Origin of the sequence: Streptomyces sp. NBC_01237, assembly GCF_035917275.1 — a bacterium.
Lineage (GTDB): Bacteria > Actinomycetota > Actinomycetes > Streptomycetales > Streptomycetaceae > Streptomyces.
Genome location: NZ_CP108508.1, coordinates 2,407,839 through 2,422,513, shown reverse-complemented (window position 1 = coordinate 2,422,513; position 14,675 = coordinate 2,407,839). Strand labels below are relative to the sequence as shown.

General features: G+C 69.5%; 13 protein-coding genes. 7 read left to right on the top strand and 6 right to left on the bottom strand.

Annotated elements, in window-relative coordinates; genetic code table 11:
* Window positions 1-97: 97 nt before the first annotated feature.
* From glnA to OG251_RS10745, 3 genes are all read left to right on the top strand, one after another.
* Window positions 98-1,459, top strand: a complete 1,362-nt coding sequence (gene glnA / locus OG251_RS10755) for a type I glutamate--ammonia ligase (protein ID WP_073725027.1) — start codon at window positions 98-100, stop codon at window positions 1,457-1,459.
* A 176-nt stretch (window positions 1,460-1,635) separates the two neighbouring features.
* Window positions 1,636-2,343, top strand: coding sequence for a histone deacetylase (locus OG251_RS10750; RefSeq protein ID WP_326676948.1), 708 nt, complete (start codon window positions 1,636-1,638; stop codon window positions 2,341-2,343).
* 64 nt (window positions 2,344-2,407) lie between these two features.
* A complete protein-coding gene (locus tag OG251_RS10745; RefSeq protein ID WP_326676947.1) occupies window positions 2,408-3,763 on the top strand; it encodes a hypothetical protein in 1,356 nt (451 codons plus the stop codon).
* A gap of 27 nt (window positions 3,764-3,790) precedes the next feature.
* Here the strand turns inward: OG251_RS10745 and OG251_RS10740 are convergent, their stop codons facing one another.
* The 4 genes from OG251_RS10740 to OG251_RS10725 all read right to left on the bottom strand — a co-directional run bounded on the left by OG251_RS10740 (window position 3,791) and on the right by OG251_RS10725 (window position 6,777).
* Entirely contained in the window at window positions 3,791-4,360 is a 570-nt protein-coding gene (locus tag OG251_RS10740) for a DinB family protein (protein ID WP_326676946.1), read from the bottom strand.
* Window positions 4,361-4,515: 155 nt separating this feature from the next.
* Complete coding sequence (locus OG251_RS10735; RefSeq protein ID WP_326676945.1) at window positions 4,516-5,463, bottom strand: hypothetical protein; 948 nt, start codon at window positions 5,461-5,463, stop codon at window positions 4,516-4,518.
* Window positions 5,464-5,602: 139 nt separating this feature from the next.
* On the bottom strand, window positions 5,603-6,013 hold the full coding sequence (locus tag OG251_RS10730; RefSeq protein WP_326676944.1) for a hypothetical protein: 411 nt from the start codon (window positions 6,011-6,013) through the stop codon (window positions 5,603-5,605).
* Between the two features lie 173 nt (window positions 6,014-6,186).
* Window positions 6,187-6,777 carry an acyl-CoA-like ligand-binding transcription factor gene (locus tag OG251_RS10725; RefSeq protein WP_326676943.1) on the bottom strand — a complete coding sequence of 197 codons (591 nt, stop codon included), beginning with the start codon at window positions 6,775-6,777 and terminating at the stop codon, window positions 6,187-6,189.
* Window positions 6,778-6,924: 147 nt separating this feature from the next.
* Between OG251_RS10725 and OG251_RS10720 the strand changes: the two genes are divergently transcribed.
* From OG251_RS10720 to OG251_RS10710, 3 genes are all read left to right on the top strand, one after another.
* The gene (locus tag OG251_RS10720; protein ID WP_326681214.1) at window positions 6,925-8,424 is read left to right on the top strand and encodes an MDR family MFS transporter; all 1,500 of its coding nucleotides are present in this window, start codon (window positions 6,925-6,927) and stop codon (window positions 8,422-8,424) included.
* A 160-nt stretch (window positions 8,425-8,584) separates the two neighbouring features.
* Window positions 8,585-8,800, top strand: a complete 216-nt coding sequence (locus tag OG251_RS10715; RefSeq protein ID WP_326676942.1) for a hypothetical protein — start codon at window positions 8,585-8,587, stop codon at window positions 8,798-8,800.
* Between the two features lie 283 nt (window positions 8,801-9,083).
* Window positions 9,084-9,872, top strand: coding sequence for a putative protein N(5)-glutamine methyltransferase (locus tag OG251_RS10710; RefSeq protein ID WP_326676941.1), 789 nt, complete (start codon window positions 9,084-9,086; stop codon window positions 9,870-9,872).
* Window positions 9,873-10,003: 131 nt separating this feature from the next.
* Here the strand turns inward: OG251_RS10710 and OG251_RS10705 are convergent, their stop codons facing one another.
* The gene (locus OG251_RS10705; protein ID WP_326676940.1) at window positions 10,004-10,531 is read right to left on the bottom strand and encodes a pyridoxamine 5'-phosphate oxidase family protein; all 528 of its coding nucleotides are present in this window, start codon (window positions 10,529-10,531) and stop codon (window positions 10,004-10,006) included.
* Between the two features lie 110 nt (window positions 10,532-10,641).
* On the opposite strand from OG251_RS10705, the gene OG251_RS10700 reads away from it, so the two are divergent.
* Window positions 10,642-13,635, top strand: coding sequence for a bifunctional [glutamine synthetase] adenylyltransferase/[glutamine synthetase]-adenylyl-L-tyrosine phosphorylase (locus tag OG251_RS10700; RefSeq protein ID WP_326676939.1), 2,994 nt, complete (start codon window positions 10,642-10,644; stop codon window positions 13,633-13,635).
* Window positions 13,636-13,710: 75 nt separating this feature from the next.
* Here OG251_RS10700 and OG251_RS10695 read toward each other — a convergent pair whose 3' ends face one another.
* Window positions 13,711-14,640 carry a phosphatase PAP2 family protein gene (locus OG251_RS10695; protein ID WP_326676938.1) on the bottom strand — a complete coding sequence of 310 codons (930 nt, stop codon included), beginning with the start codon at window positions 14,638-14,640 and terminating at the stop codon, window positions 13,711-13,713.
* Window positions 14,641-14,675: the final 35 nt, after the last annotated feature.

Genomic DNA, 14,675 nt, shown 5'->3' with positions numbered 1-14,675 from the left:
GTGCGTAATCTGGGTGAAATCCCGGGTCGTGATACTGGAGTTTCTCCCCTACCCCGGGCGGTGGTGCACGGACCGTCTGAACTGCAAGGATGTGGCTATGGACAAGCAGCAGGAATTCGTCCTCAGGACCCTTGAGGAGCGCGACATCCGCTTCGTGCGGCTGTGGTTCACCGACGTCCTCGGGTTCCTGAAGTCCGTGGCCGTGGCGCCCGCCGAGCTGGAGCAGGCGTTCGACGAGGGCATCGGCTTCGACGGCTCGGCCATCGAAGGCTTCGCCCGGGTGTACGAATCGGACATGATCGCCAAGCCGGACCCCGGTACGTTCCAGATCCTGCCGTGGCGCGCGGAGGCCCCGGGCACGGCCCGGATGTTCTGCGACATCCTGATGCCCGACGGTTCGCCGTCCTTCGCGGACCCGCGCTACGTGCTCAAGCGCATCCTCGCCAAGACCTCCGACCTGGGCTTCACCTTCTACACCCACCCGGAGATCGAGTTCTTCCTGCTGAAGGACAAGCCGGTCAACGGCACCCGCCCGACCCCGGCCGACAGCTCCGGCTACTTCGACCACACCCCGCAGAACGTCGGCATGGACTTCCGCCGCCAGGCGATCACCATGCTCGAATCCATGGGCATCTCGGTCGAGTTCAGCCACCACGAGGGCGCCCCCGGCCAGCAGGAGATCGACCTGCGGTACGCGGACGCGCTCTCCACCGCCGACAACATCATGACCTTCCGCCTCGTCATGAAGCAGGTCGCGCTGGAGCAGGGCGTGCAGGCCACCTTCATGCCGAAGCCGTTCTCGGAGTACCCGGGCTCGGGCATGCACACCCACCTGTCCCTCTTCGAGGGCGACCGCAACGCCTTCTACGAGTCGGGCGCCGAGTACCAGCTCTCCAAGGTCGGCCGCTCCTTCATCGCGGGCCTGCTCAAGCACGCCGCGGAGATCTCCGCCGTGACGAACCAGTGGGTCAACTCCTACAAGCGCATCTGGGGCGGCTCGGCCCGCAGCGCGGGCGCGGGCGGCGAGGCCCCCTCGTACATCTGCTGGGGCCACAACAACCGCTCCGCGCTCATCCGGGTCCCGATGTACAAGCCCGGCAAGACCGGCTCGGCCCGCGTCGAGGTCCGCTCCATCGACTCCGGCGCCAACCCCTACCTGACGTACGCGGTGCTCCTCGCCGCGGGCCTCAAGGGCATCGAGGAGGGCTACGAACTCCCGGCGGGCGCCGACGACGACGTGTGGGCGCTGTCCGACGCGGAGCGCCGCGCGATGGGCATCGAGCCGCTCCCGCAGAACCTCGGCGAGGCGATCTCGCTGATGGAGAAGAGCGAACTGGTCGCCGAGACCCTCGGCGAGCACGTCTTCGACTTCTTCCTCCGCAACAAGAAGCAGGAGTGGGAGGAGTACCGCAGCGAGGTCACCGCCTTCGAGCTGAAGAACCTGCTGCCGGTGCTGTAGGGGCGCCCCGTCACACATCCGGCCGCGGGCCGACGGTTTCGTACCGTCGGCCCGTCGTCGTTTCCTCCCCCGCGTCCCCCGCGTCCTGGCTACGATGACGACGACCGGGCCCCGCCACTGTGGATCACGCATCCGGCCCGGCGACCGCCACGCATCGGTGAGGACGTGCCTGCCGCGTGAACGTGAACCCCCGAGTCATCGACACCGCCGGGGCCGCCGGGCCCGTACGGCGGGTCTGGTACACGGCGTACGGCTCCAACACGCACAGGGACCGGCTCGCCCGTTACCTCGCGGGAGGGAGGTTTCCGGGAACGGACCGTACGTACCCGGGATGCCGTGACCCCCGGCCGCCGGCCGCATCGGCTCCGGTCGAACTCGTGGGGCAGGTCTACTTCGCCACCGAATCGCCCGTGTGGACCGGGGGCAGGGCCTTCTACGATCCGCGGGCCGAGGGGCGGGCGTTGGCGCGGGCCCACCTGGTGACGGTGGGGCAGTTCTCCGACATCGTCGCGCAGGAGATGAACCGGGAGCCGGGTGCGGACCTGGATCTGTCGGAGGTCACGGAGCACGGCAGGGCCGTTCTGGGACCGGGCAGATACGAGACGCTCGTCTGTCCGGGCACGCTGGACGGCTGTCCGGTGCTCACCTTCACGGCCCCCTGGGGCGTGCGCGGCATCGCGTGGAACAAGCCTTCCGCCCCGTACGTGAGAGTCCTGGCCTCCGGTCTCCTCGACGCGGGCGCGTGGGACGTCCGGACCATCGCGGAGTACGTGGTTTCGTGTCCGGGGGCGGCCGGTGCGTGGAAGACCGGGGAAGTCGCCGAACTCATCGGAGAACAGGGCGACATGGGGCTTCCGGCGCCGCCCGACTCCGGTCCTCGCTGACTCGTCCCCAGAGCCGTGACGCCGGTCTCCGCAATGCGGCACACTCGTCGCGAGGGGGTTTCACATGACGGAGACGCAAGGCCGTGAGAGCGATGGCTTCGAAGACGAATTCGACTACGATGCCTGGGACGACGATTCCTGGAAGTTCGAAGAGCCGGTAACCACTTACGCCGAGGCGGTTGCCGCCCTCGGGGTCAAAGCCCGGACGCGTGCGGACGTTACGGTGCAGTGGAATGGCGGACGCGGGCAGCGTGATGATGCGCGCATCATCTTCTCGGGGCCGAAGCGAGGTCCGGAACACAGAGTCCGATTCCGCTCCGCTTCCCAACTGGGCGCTTTCTCAGGAATTCTTGAATCCGCCTTCCCGCTACCGGGCCGGCAGGCGCTGTGGTACGAGCGGGACGGCATCATCTCCGCCCGCCTCGTGGGCGACTACGAAAGTCTTCCCTGGGCCGTCGCGCGCTCCGAGAAGTGGAACGTCCGGCGGAAGGACATGAAGACCGAGGGTCCGCTGCGCGACGACTTCCTGGGGACTCTCGCTCACCGGGGTGCCTTCCTCTGCGAGGAGCCTCCGGTGCCGCCGGCCACCGACGCGAGGAAGATCCGCGTCACCCGATCCGACGGGGCATTGGAGGTGCTCTACCGGAGGCGGCTCCCGCAGTCGCTCTCCGTGGCGCTGGAGCTCAGCGGGTTCTCCTTCTCCGACCCCACGGAGGCCGAAGAGGCACTGGTCGAGTACGGCACGAGTTACTGCCACGAAATCGCCAGGAACGCCGGAGTCTCGCTGCGTCTGTGGAACCCCGATTACGCGTTGAACGGTCGCTCGCACCGTGACAGGGCGGGGAGGGTGAAATTCCCCGTACGCACATACGATGCCATTCCGGCGGAAATGTACGCGGCTGCGACTTCCACGGGACGCGATTCCCTCGAAAGGTACCTGAAGTACTATCAGGTGCTGGAGTTCTATATGGGAAGGGCGGCCGACACCTGCGCCTTGGCCCAGGGGAAGAAAGTGAACGAGGCGTCTTCCCCCTACGGGACAAATCCGCTTCGCACGGAGCGGGGAAAGCTTGACGCGGTCATCGATGCCGCCCTCACCACCACACAGGTGACGGGGCATCTGGTGGGTGACCGGCTGCTTCCGGATCTGAGCAACCCACAACTCATCACAGGGCTGCACTGTCTGCCGGTCGGCGCGGCCTTCCAGCCGGTCGCCGGAACGGATTACCGGCCCCATGTATCGGAGCGTGTCTACGATCTGCGATGCAGAATCGTGCATGCGAAGGAGGGCGGCGGCGGGAAGCGTCCGGACGTCATTCTTCCCGCCGGCCGTGAAGCCCGGGATCTGGGACCCGATATTCAGCTGGTCGCGTTCCTTGCCGAGCGCGCCCTCCAGCACTGGGCCACTCCGTTCACCTGAGGGCGCCCACCGGGGATCGGACCGTGGCTACTGGCCCACTCGTCCGTCGACGCACTCGCGCAACAGGTCGGCGTGCCCGCAGTGGCGGGCGTACTCGTCGATCCTGTGCACCATCAGCTCCCGAACCGCGATCCCGTCCCTGCCCAGACGCTCGCCCAGATCCGGGTGCTCGGCCAACGAGGCGTCGAGCGCGGCCTGTTCGCGTGCCAGATCGGCGTACGCGGCGTCGACCTCGGACTGCTCGGCGACAGCCAGGTCGAAGTCCGCGTCCTTCCTGCCGTACAGCTTCGGCAGCGGGTCACCGTCGCTGATCCAGTTGCGCCAGTCCCGTTCCACCTCGGCGAGGTGCCGAACCAGGCCGAGCAGCGACATCGTCGACGGGGGAACCGACCGGCGGGCCAACTGCTCCGGGTCCAGGCCCTCGCACTTCATCCGCAGGGTCATGCGGTAGCCCGACAGGAAGTCGAGCAGCGTCGCGAGCTCGCCGTCCGGGCCGGCGCCCTGGTTGTCGCGGGGGTCGTCGTCCGGGTCCGCCCACATGTCGGGGTAGACGGTGGCCCGGGTCCAGCGTGCGGGTCGGTCGCTCATGCGTCGCATGCTCGCTCGTGGGGGCCCGGGTGCGCCAGCTCTTTTCCGTTCCCGAGGACGCTTGTGCGCCGGTCATCCCGCTCGGTCCAAAAGCGCGGGACGGCCGCCGTGCCGGTCGCCGCGGCCCGCCCGGTGTCGCAACAGCTGACGGTGAACGCTCGGAATCACTCCCGGCCGTTGACGGTCGCGGCGTAGCGCAGGCTGATCCCGATGTTCTTCGCCACTTCGGCCAGTTCCGCCGCGTTCTTCTCGATCTCCACCTTCTCGTAGGCACTCTCGACGGCGAACCAGACGCCCACCACATTGGTGGACCGCATGCAGTCGACGTCGGCGAGGGCGGTGGTGATCTCGCCGGGAGTGGGTGCCGCTGACCGGGTCCACCGGGGGTCCGCCTCGGCGTCCATGGGGGTGGCGTAGTCGTAGCCCTGCTTCTTCATGCAGGCCGACCATTTCCGGAACGCGGACTGGACCCTCCTGTCGCGCAGCGAGCGCTGCATATTGCCGATGTTGATGCGGATCACCAGGTCGGATTCCTGGATGATCACGTTCTTGGAGATCAGCTCGCGGTCGACCTCACCGAAGCATCCCCCCTCCGGAACCGGCATGCCGCGGTGGACGGCGGGCGGTGCGGAACTCTTGGCCGGAAAGGGGCTGCCGGTCTTTCCCGGCTCTCCTTCTCCCACGAGCACCGCGTTCTCGGCGGCGGACAGCGTGGGTTCTGCCGGAGCCTTCTGCTGGGGGCGGGGGTTGTGGTAGCCGAATCGTTCGGCCACTTCCGGGTCGCTGATGTAGCGCTGCTCGGACTGGGTGTTCGGCGTCCGGTCATCACGGACCGGCACGGGGAATGCGAAGTCGAACCCGAATCTCTTCATGCAGCGCGACACCAGCACCTGCCGGGCGTGCTGGATCTTGTTGTTCTGGTCGGTGTCGAGCAGATACGGCTCGATGGGAAGCTGCTTTCCCTGCATCCCCGTCATCTGCGGAGTGGCGCCGACACGGGGCGCTTTCGCCGGGGGCGGTCCGGCTTCGGGAGCGGAACAGGCCGCTGCGAGGATTCCGGCGGCGGCCAGCGTGGTGGCCGCCCGTAGGGGCAGTCGGGAGCGGTCATGCATGGGAGATGAGGTCCTTGTGCTGAGCGGGGTCCACCGGTCGGCCGCGGCCGGCCCCGTCGATCCGGACCGGCCGCAGCGGGCGCGTGCCGCGGCACGCGCGGGCCCGAGATGATCCAGAAGGAGGAACTCGGGACAGCCCTTAGATTCCCCAGCCCTGCGAAGCGTTGTTGTCGCGCAGGATCTCCGGGAAGTCCGCACGTGTCCTGGAATTGATGGTGAAGCACGCTATCTTGCAATTCCCGTCGGAATTGTAATAGATATTCAGAGGCCACCCGGCCATGTTCTCCGCCGCCGCGGCGTGGTTCTTGACCTGGACACCGCTGCCGCTCCCGTTTCCACCGCCGAACTTCATGTCGCTGGTGTAGTTGCCGTTGTACGGGGCGCCGTAGAACGATCCGTATCCGTACTGGCTGGAGTTGTAGAAGAGACAGGCGTCGCCCGAGACGCAATTGCCGGACCCGCTGGCCATTGCGGGCGTTGCGCCGAACGACACGAGACCGAATGCGGCCGTGGCGACCGCAACGGAAAGCGCCTTCTTGATGACTCGCACGGAAAATCCCTTGATCGGTGATGATTCGGGTGATTTATTTTCGGTGGGTGAGTGCATCGGTGATTATTTATTCTGCCTGATCCCGCGTCAAGCGATCTCTTCTTCCTGAAATTTGTCAGAAAGTGAGTGCGACGGATTTCGGCCGGGCGCGCCCAAAGGCTGTTCTCGGCGGTTCACGCGAAGCCGCGGGCCATCTCGTCCAGGATCTCCTCGATCACCTCGGCCGGCTGCCGGGCCCGGTCCTCCTCGATCCACATGCGCATCGCGATCCGCATCGAGGACAGGAAGGCCGCGGCGAGGACCATCGGCCGCACCGCTCCGCCGGGGGGACCCGGGCGGGCGGCCACCGCGTCCGCCAGGTCCCGTTCCATCGCGGCGTGGTTGGCCAGCTGGCGGGCGAGGAGGGACGGGTGGCGCATGGCCAGCCGGGTGCGTACCGCCCACTCGCGCTCCGGCGGGGCCACCCGCTCCGTGAACCGGGCCATCGCCGCCCGCAGCGCGGTCCAGGCGGGCTCATCGGCGGGGCGCTCGCGCACGGCCTGGACCAGACCTCTTATCTGCTGCTCCTCCCCGTACAGGAGGGCGTCCTCCTTGTTCGTGAAGTAGTTGGAGAACGTTCTGCGGGAGATCCCGGCCGCGTCGGCGACCGCCTCCACCGTCACATGGTCGAAGCCGTGCTCGACGGTCAGGCGCAGTGTCGCCTCGTGCACGGCCTGCCGGGTGGCTTCCTTCTTGCGTTCCCGCAGTCCCACAGAACTCTCCATGCGGCCAGTATCTACCTGCCGGGCATTATTGCGCAGTGAGCAAAATTGCCCACTGTGCATGTATGGTGAAGCCTTCCTTTTCCTGCCCAGACCCTCCGGAGGTTGCGCGTGAGCGCACAAACGGCCGCGCCGACCGACGTCGCGCCGATGGATCACCGCCACGTACTGCGGGCCCTGAGCGGGCTGCTCATCGTGCTGTTCGTGGCGATGATCAGCAGCACGGTGGTCTCGGTCGCGCTCCCGCAGATCATCGGCTCGCTCAACGGCACGCAGTCGCAGTACACCTGGGTCGTCACCGCGACCCTGCTCGCCTCGACGGCCTCCACCCCGATCTGGGGCAAGCTCGCCGATCTGTTCAGCAAGAAGATGCTGCTCCAGATATCCATCGGCATCTTCGTCGTCTCGTCGATCGCCTGCGGTTTCGCTCAGTCCACCGAGCAGCTCATCGCCTTCCGTGCCCTCCAGGGCCTCGGCATGGGCGCCCTCCAGGTGCTCGTCCAGGTGATCATCGCCGCGATGATCAGCCCCAAGGAGCGAGGCCGCTACAACGGCTACCTCGGCGGCGTCATGGCCGTCGCCACCGTCGGCGGGCCGCTGCTGGGCGGCTTCATCACCGACGCGTCCTGGCTGGGCTGGCGCTGGTGCTTCTTCGTCGCGGTGCCGTTCACGCTTCTCGCGTCCGTGATGCTCGGCCGCACCCTGCACCTCGCCGAGGTGCGCCGCCCCGAGACCAAGGTCGACTACCTCGGCGCCACCCTCATCGCCGCCGGGGTCAGCCTCCTGCTGCTCTGGGTCACCTTCGTCGGCAACGACTTCGACTGGCTCTCCTGGCAGACCGCCGCCATGGTCGGCGCGAGCGTCGTGATCCTGGGCGCGGCCGTCCTGGTCGAGGCCCGGGTCAAGGAGCCGGTCGTGCCGCTCCATGTCGTACGCCGCCGGGACCCCGCCCTCGCCATCGTCGCGAGCCTCGCGGTCGGTATGGCGATGTTCGGCGGCGCGGTCTTCCTCGGCCAGTACTTCCAGATCGGCCGCGGCTACTCGCCGACCGAGGCCGGACTGCTCACCATCCCGCTGATGGCCGGAGTGCTCGTCTCCTCGACCGTCGCCGGCCGCATGGTCTCCAAGACCGGCAAGGTCAAGCCGTACATCATCACCGGTGTCGTCGTGCTCACCCTCGGCTTCCTGGGGCTGTCCACGATCGACCACGAGACCAACCTCGTCCTCGTGTCGTTCGGGATGCTCGCCGTCGGCATCGGGGTCGGCATGTCGATGCAGAACCTGGTCCTGGTCCTCCAGAACACCGTCCCGCTCAGCGAACTCGGCGCGGCCAGCGGGGCGATCACCTTCTTCCGCTCGCTGGGCGGCACCATGGGCGTCTCGGTGCTGGGCGCGGTGCTCGCCAACCAGGTCGCCACGAAGATCACCCACGGTCTGAAGGAGCTGGGCATCGACCCGGCGGCCTCCGGGTCGGGCGGTTCGACCCTGAACGTGGCGGCCATGCCGCCGCAGATACAGGAAGTCGTGCGCGCCGCGTACGGCGACGCGACCGGCCATATCTTCCTGATCTCGGCGGCCATCGCGGTGATCGGTGTCATCGCGTCCCTGTTCCTGACCTCCACGAAGCTGCGCGACAGCGTGGATCTGTAGTTCCGAAGCCCCGTGACGTGGGGTCTCCATGGCTGTGCCCCGTGCCGTCGAGGCGCGGGGCACAGCCATGTCCGCGAGCGGCCGCCGGCGGAGGGGTGACCTTGCCGGGCGTCGGGGCGCGGGCGACAATGTCCCCACGTGGGGAACGGGGGAATCACGCATGACGGAACTGCTGGTGCTTTTCGGCGGGTTGACGACGGTGGTCGTCGTGCTGATCGTGAAGCTGCTCATCAGGTCCCGGCGCCGTACGGAGAATTTCGACGGCCTGGAGATCGAGCGTCGGCACCGGGAGGAAATCCGGCACATCAAGGCGGCCAATCGCTCGTCGTCGGTCCACAACCGGCTCTTCGACGGTGGCCGCGGGACACATCGGTGACGCAGACATTCCGCGACAAGTGCAGATGACGGACGCCCCCGGCAGGGCCCGTGACCTGCGCCGGAGAGCCGGCGCACGGCTCCGGCGGGGCCGCGGGAACACGCGCTCGACTGAGGTAGTGTGACCCATCCCCGCACGGGGACCGCCCCGACAAGGGGGCCGACCGAGGAGGTGAGACCCATTACCGCTGGATCAGGCTGGGTGCTCACCTCTCACGATCGCGTCGTCCCACCGGCATAGGCGATCGCGGAGCGCCCATCGGCTTCCCGAAAGGCTCCGCTTCATGTCGGTCTTCTCTTCGCAGTCCTCGCTCTCCTCGATCGCCACCACGCTCCGTACCGCCGGCTGTGTCTTCGCCGAGGACGAGGCCGAACTCCTCGTCTCCACCGCCGAATCCCCGGCCGCCCTCGCCGCGATGGTCGAACGCCGGGTCGCCGGGCTCCCCCTCGAACACGTCCTGGGCTGGGCCGAGTTCTGCGGTCGGCGCATCGCCGTGGACCTCGGTGTCTTCGTGCCCCGCCGCCGTACCGAATTCCTCGTCCGGCAGGCCGCGGCCCTCGCGCCCGCACAGGCGGTCGTCGTCGACCTCTGCTGCGGAACGGGCGCGCTCGGCACCGCGCTGGCCGCGACCCTGGACCGGGTCGAACTGCACGCCGCCGATGTCGAACCCGCGGCCGTACGGTGCGCCCGGCGCAATGTGGGCGGACTCGGGCAGGTCTACGAGGGGGACCTCTTCGCCCCGCTGCCCGGCTCGCTGCGGGGCCGGGTCGACATCCTGCTCGCCAATGTCCCCTACGTACCGACGGACGACGTCGAACTGCTGCCCGCCGAGGCGCGCATCCATGAGCCGAGGGTCGCGCTCGACGGCGGCGGGGACGGACTCGACGTCATGCGCCGGGTGGCGGCCGAGGCGCCGCGGTGGCTGGCACCCGGCGGCAGCCTGCTGGTCGAGACGAGCGAGCGCCAGGCGGCGCGGGCGGCGGAGACCGTGGGCGGCAGCGGACTGATCCCGCGCCTGGTGACCTCCGAGGAGCTGTACGCCACCGTCGTCATCGGGACCCTTCCCGGGTGAATCGGGACCCTTCCCGGGTGAATCGGGACCCTGCGCGGGTGAACCGGGACCCTGCCCGGGTGGGGCCGCCTCCGCTCGGGGAAGGGGCCGCACCCGGGCCCGGCGGTGCGGGCCAGGAGAGCGCGCGGGTGTCAGCCGAACTGCCACCGCGTCTGGCTGAACGGCTCGCCCTTGCCGAAGCCGAAGGCCGTGCGCGGGGCCACCGCGAACACGTCGGCGCGGCCGGCCTGCCCGTTGACGAACGCGCCGTCGCTCACCTCGAAGTGCCAGTCACCGCCGTACTTCGCCTCCCACGCCTCGGCCAGCAGGCCCAGCCTGCTCTCGTCCGTCACCTGCTCCGCCCGGCCCTCGACGACCACGTCGAAGCCGGTGTCCAGCGTGTTGGCGCCGGTCGTCAGGACGACCTCCGGACTGGCGAGCAGATTGCGCGCCTTGCGCTCGGTGGGACCCGTACAGAAATGCAGCGCACCCTCCCACCAGACCCCGATCAGCGGTGTGACGTGCGGGCGGCCGTCCGGGCGGACCGTGGAGAGCCAGTACAGCTGTGCCGCGTCCAGCAGGGCCACCCCCTCCTGCCAGGGACGGGCCGTGGCATCTTTGCTGCTGAACCGGGCGTCCAGCTCGGTCACCGGGGTGTTCGACGGCATGGTTCCTCCCATATTTCTTCCTCGGTGTGCGGACTCCTCCCAGGCTCCGGATTCATCCGTGCGGGACAAGCCTTAGGCTCGAACCGGTGTGATTCTCAGGGGCGGCGGGCAGGAGAGCGCGGATGACAACGGTGCCGGGGCGCAGAAGCAGTACGTTCACCCGACTGCTGCGGCACGGATTCACCGACCCGTCCGCCGCCGAACAGCTGCTGGACCTGGACGCCCTCTCCTCCGTACGGTCCGATCCGGTCCTGCTGGAAGCGCTCGGGGCGACCGCCGACCCCGATCTCGCGCTGCGCGGCCTCGTCCGGCTGGCCGAGGCGGAGGAGGCCGACGAACGGCAGGTCCTGCTCGACACCCTGGTCACCGCCAAGCCCCTGCGGGACCGGCTGCTCGGCGTTCTCGGCGCCTCGGAGGCGCTGGGGGACCATCTGGCGCGGCACCCGCGGGACTGGCAGGCACTCGTCACGTACGAGGCCGTGGATCTGCACCCCGGGGTCGCCGAGTTCGAGCACGGGCTCGCCGACGCCGTCGACCCGGACTCGCTGCGCGTCGCCTACCGCCGGTGCCTGCTGGCGATAGCGGCACGCGACGTGTGCGGGACGACCGACCTGGCCGAGACCGCCGCCGAGCTGGCCGACCTGGCGACCGCGACGCTGCGGGCGGCGCTCGCCATGGCCCGTACGTCCGCGCCCGCCGACGCCGCGCAGTGCCGGCTCGCCGTCATCGCGATGGGCAAGTGCGGCGGACACGAACTGAACTACGTCTCCGACGTCGACGTGATCTTCGTCGCCGAGCCGGTCGGCGGGGCCGACGAGAACGGGGCCATGCAGGCCGCGGTCCGGCTCGCCGCCCACCTGATGCGGATCTGCTCCGACACCACCGTCGAGGGCACCATCTGGCCCGTCGACGCCAACCTCCGCCCCGAGGGCCGCAACGGGCCGCTGGTGCGGACCCTGTCCTCGCACCTCGCGTACTACCAGCGCTGGGCCAAGACCTGGGAGTTCCAGGCGCTGCTGAAGGCCCGGCCCGTCGCCGGTGACCCGGAGCTCGGCGCGGAGTACGTCGAGGCCGTCTCCCCGCTCGTGTGGCAGGCCGCGGACCGGGAGAACTTCGTCCCCGACGTACAGAAGATGCGGCGCCGCGTCGTGGACAACATCCCCCCCGACCGGGTGGAGCGGGAGCTCAAGCTCGGTCCCGGTGGACTGCGGGACGTGGAGTTCGCCGTGCAGCTGCTCCAGCTGGTGCACGGACGCAGCGACGCCGGCCTGCACAGCGGTACGACGCTGGAGGCGCTGCGGGCGCTCGCCGAGGGCGGGTACGTGGGCCGCGCGGACGCCGCGCAGCTCGACGAGGCGTACCGCTTCCTGCGCTCCATGGAACACCGCATCCAGCTCTACCGGCTGCGCCGTACCCACCTGGTGCCCGAGGACCCGGCGGACCTGCGGCGGCTCGGCCGCTCCCTGGGCATGCGCACGGATCCGGTGGCCGAGCTGAACAAGGCGTGGAAGCGGCACGCCTCCGTCGTACGGCGGCTGCACGAGAAACTGTTCTACCGGCCGCTGCTGGACGCCGTCGCCCAGCTGGCGCCCGGCGAGTCCCGGCTCAGCGCGAAGGCGGCCGGAACCCGGCTCGAAGCACTCGGGTACGCGGACCCGGCCGCCGCGCTGCGGCACCTGGAGGCGCTGTCGTCCGGGGTGTCGCGCAAGGCGGCCATCCAGCGCACGCTGCTGCCGGTGCTGCTCAGCTGGTTCGCGGACTCCGCCGACCCGGACGCCGGACTCCTCGGCTTCCGCAAGGTGTCCGACGCGCTCGGCAAGACCCCCTGGTACCTGCGGCTCCTGCGTGACGAGGGGGCCGCGGCGGAGAACCTCGCCCGGGTCCTGTCGGCCGGCCGCCTCGCCCCCGACCTGCTGCTGCGGGCCCCGGAGGCCGTCGCGATCCTCGGCGACCCGGAGGGGCTGAAGCCGCGCACCCGGAACAACCTGGAGCAGGAGGTGCTGGCCGCGGTCGGGCGGGCCGCGGGCGCCGAGTCCGCGGTGGCCGTGGTCCGTGGCGTACGGCGGCGGGAGCTGTTCCGCACGACGGCGGCGGACATCATCGGCTCCTACGGCACCGAGGAGAGCCCCGCCGAGCCCGATCACGGCGCTCTCGTCGACCGGGTCGGCTCCGCGGTCACCGATCTGAACGCCGCCACGCTCTCCGGCGCCCTGCGCGCCGCCGTACGCGAACAGTGGGGCGACACCCTGCCGACCAGGTTCGCCGTCATCGGGATGGGCCGCTTCGGCGGTCACGAGCTGAGTTACGGCTCCGACGCCGACGTCCTGTTCGTCCACGCGCCGCGCGAGGGCGTCGGCGACGAGGAGGCGAGCCGGGCGGCCAACACGGTGATCACCGAGATGCGCAGACTGCTCCAGCTGCCCACGGCGGACCCGCCGCTCCTGATCGACGCGGATCTGCGGCCCGAGGGCAAGAGCGGTCCGCTGGTGCGCACCCTGAAGTCGTACGAGGCGTACTACCGGCGCTGGGGGCTGGTGTGGGAGAGCCAGGCCCTGCTGCGGGCCGAACCGATGGCGGGCGACGCTGAGCTGGGGCGCAGCTTCGTCGAACTGATCGATCCGCTGCGGTATCCCAGGGAGGGCCTGGGGGAGGACGAGGTCCGTGAGATCCGCCGTCTCAAGGCCCGGATGGAGTCCGAGCGCATGCCGCGCGGCGCCGACCCGACGCTCCACACCAAACTGGGGCGCGGTGGGCTGAGCGATGTCGAGTGGACGGTGCAGCTGCTGCAGATGCAGCACGGCTGGTCGGTGCCCGGACTGCGCACGACCCGTACCCGTGAGGCACTGTCCGCGGCGTGCGCGGCGGAGCTGATCCCGGCCGACGAGGCCCGGACCCTGGACGACGCGTGGGTGCTGGCGACCCGGGTGCGCAACGCGGTGATGCTGGTACGGGGGCGGCCCGGCGACACGTTTCCGTCCGACGGGCGGGAGATGACGGCGGTGGGGCGCTACCTGGGCTACGAGCCCGGACACGTCGGCGACATGCTGGACGACTACCGGCGGATCACACGCCGGGCGCGGGCGGTGGTGGAGGAGCGGTTCTACGGGGCCGCGTGACGGGTTCCGTGGGGCGGGCTTCCGCGGGGCTGTGCGACCGGGGGAGCGGTCAGCAGGCGCGTGACGGGGGAGCCGTCAGCGGTGGCCCGAGGGTTCCGGCACCGGCCGGCGGTCCCGTGCGGGCGCACGCGCCGTCAATCCCGTCAGGTGCCCCCCGCCGGACGGCACCAGCTTCGGCAGCCGGTTCGGCAGCGCCCCGTACCAGGCGTAGGAGACCGCGAAGCCGAAGGCCAGGCAGGCCATGCCGCCCACCGCGTCCAGCCAGAAGTGGTTGGCGGTCGCCACGATCACGACCAGGGTGGCCGCCGGGTAGAGCAGGCCCAGGATGCGCGCCCAGGGCGCCGAGGCCAGCGCGAAGATCGTCAGACCGCACCAGAGCGACCAGCCGATGTGCATGGACGGCATCGCCGCGTACTGGTTCGACATGTTCTTGAGGTTGCCCGAGGCCATCGAGCCCCAGGTCTGGTGCAGCATCACCGTGTCGATGAAGTTCCCGCCGTTCATCAGGCGGGGCGGCGCCAGCGGATACAGGTAGTAGCCGAGCAGGGCGAAGGCCGTGGTCGCGAAGAGCACCAGCCGGGCCGCCGCGTAGCGGCCGGGGTGACGGCGGAACAGCCAGATGAGCACACCGATGGTGATGACGAAGTGCAGTGTCGCGTAGTAGTAGTTCATCGACACGATCAGCCATGTCACCGAATTGACGGCATGGTTGACGCTCTCCTCGAAGGCGAGGCCCAGGGACTTCTCCACCGACCAGATCCAGTCCGCGTTGCTCAGCGCGGCGGCCTTCTGCTCGGGCACGGCGTTGCGCACCAGTGAATACAGCCAGTAGCTGACCGCGATCAGCAGGATTTCGAACCAGAGACGTGGACGGCGCGGAGACCGCAGTGCGCGGAGCTTCGCGAGCGTGCTCTTGCGCTCGGCCGCGGGGGACGCCTCGTCCACCTGGGGTGACGGGGTGTCCGCCGACCGGCCTTCCTGTGTTTTCACGTGCGATTCACCCATAGGGACAGAGTCTGCCAGATACGTCCCCCTCCGCC

What these genes read in the sequence shown, in the direction of transcription:
- OG251_RS10705 (WP_326676940.1), bottom strand. Translation starts at nt 10,531, where the DNA reads ATGGGAGGAACCATGCCGTCGAACACCCCGGTGACCGAGCTGGACGCC.
- OG251_RS10740 (WP_326676946.1), bottom strand. Translation starts at nt 4,360, where the DNA reads ATGCGACGCATGAGCGACCGACCCGCACGCTGGACCCGGGCCACCGTC.
- OG251_RS10745 (WP_326676947.1), top strand. Translation starts at nt 2,408, where the DNA reads ATGACGGAGACGCAAGGCCGTGAGAGCGATGGCTTCGAAGACGAATTC.
- OG251_RS10710 (WP_326676941.1), top strand. Translation starts at nt 9,084, where the DNA reads ATGTCGGTCTTCTCTTCGCAGTCCTCGCTCTCCTCGATCGCCACCACG.
- OG251_RS10720 (WP_326681214.1), top strand. Translation starts at nt 6,925, where the DNA reads ATGGATCACCGCCACGTACTGCGGGCCCTGAGCGGGCTGCTCATCGTG.
- OG251_RS10715 (WP_326676942.1), top strand. Translation starts at nt 8,585, where the DNA reads ATGACGGAACTGCTGGTGCTTTTCGGCGGGTTGACGACGGTGGTCGTC.
- OG251_RS10725 (WP_326676943.1), bottom strand. Translation starts at nt 6,777, where the DNA reads ATGGAGAGTTCTGTGGGACTGCGGGAACGCAAGAAGGAAGCCACCCGG.
- OG251_RS10695 (WP_326676938.1), bottom strand. Translation starts at nt 14,640, where the DNA reads ATGGGTGAATCGCACGTGAAAACACAGGAAGGCCGGTCGGCGGACACC.
- glnA (WP_073725027.1), top strand. Translation starts at nt 98, where the DNA reads ATGGACAAGCAGCAGGAATTCGTCCTCAGGACCCTTGAGGAGCGCGAC.
- OG251_RS10735 (WP_326676945.1), bottom strand. Translation starts at nt 5,463, where the DNA reads ATGCATGACCGCTCCCGACTGCCCCTACGGGCGGCCACCACGCTGGCC.
- OG251_RS10700 (WP_326676939.1), top strand. Translation starts at nt 10,642, where the DNA reads ATGACAACGGTGCCGGGGCGCAGAAGCAGTACGTTCACCCGACTGCTG.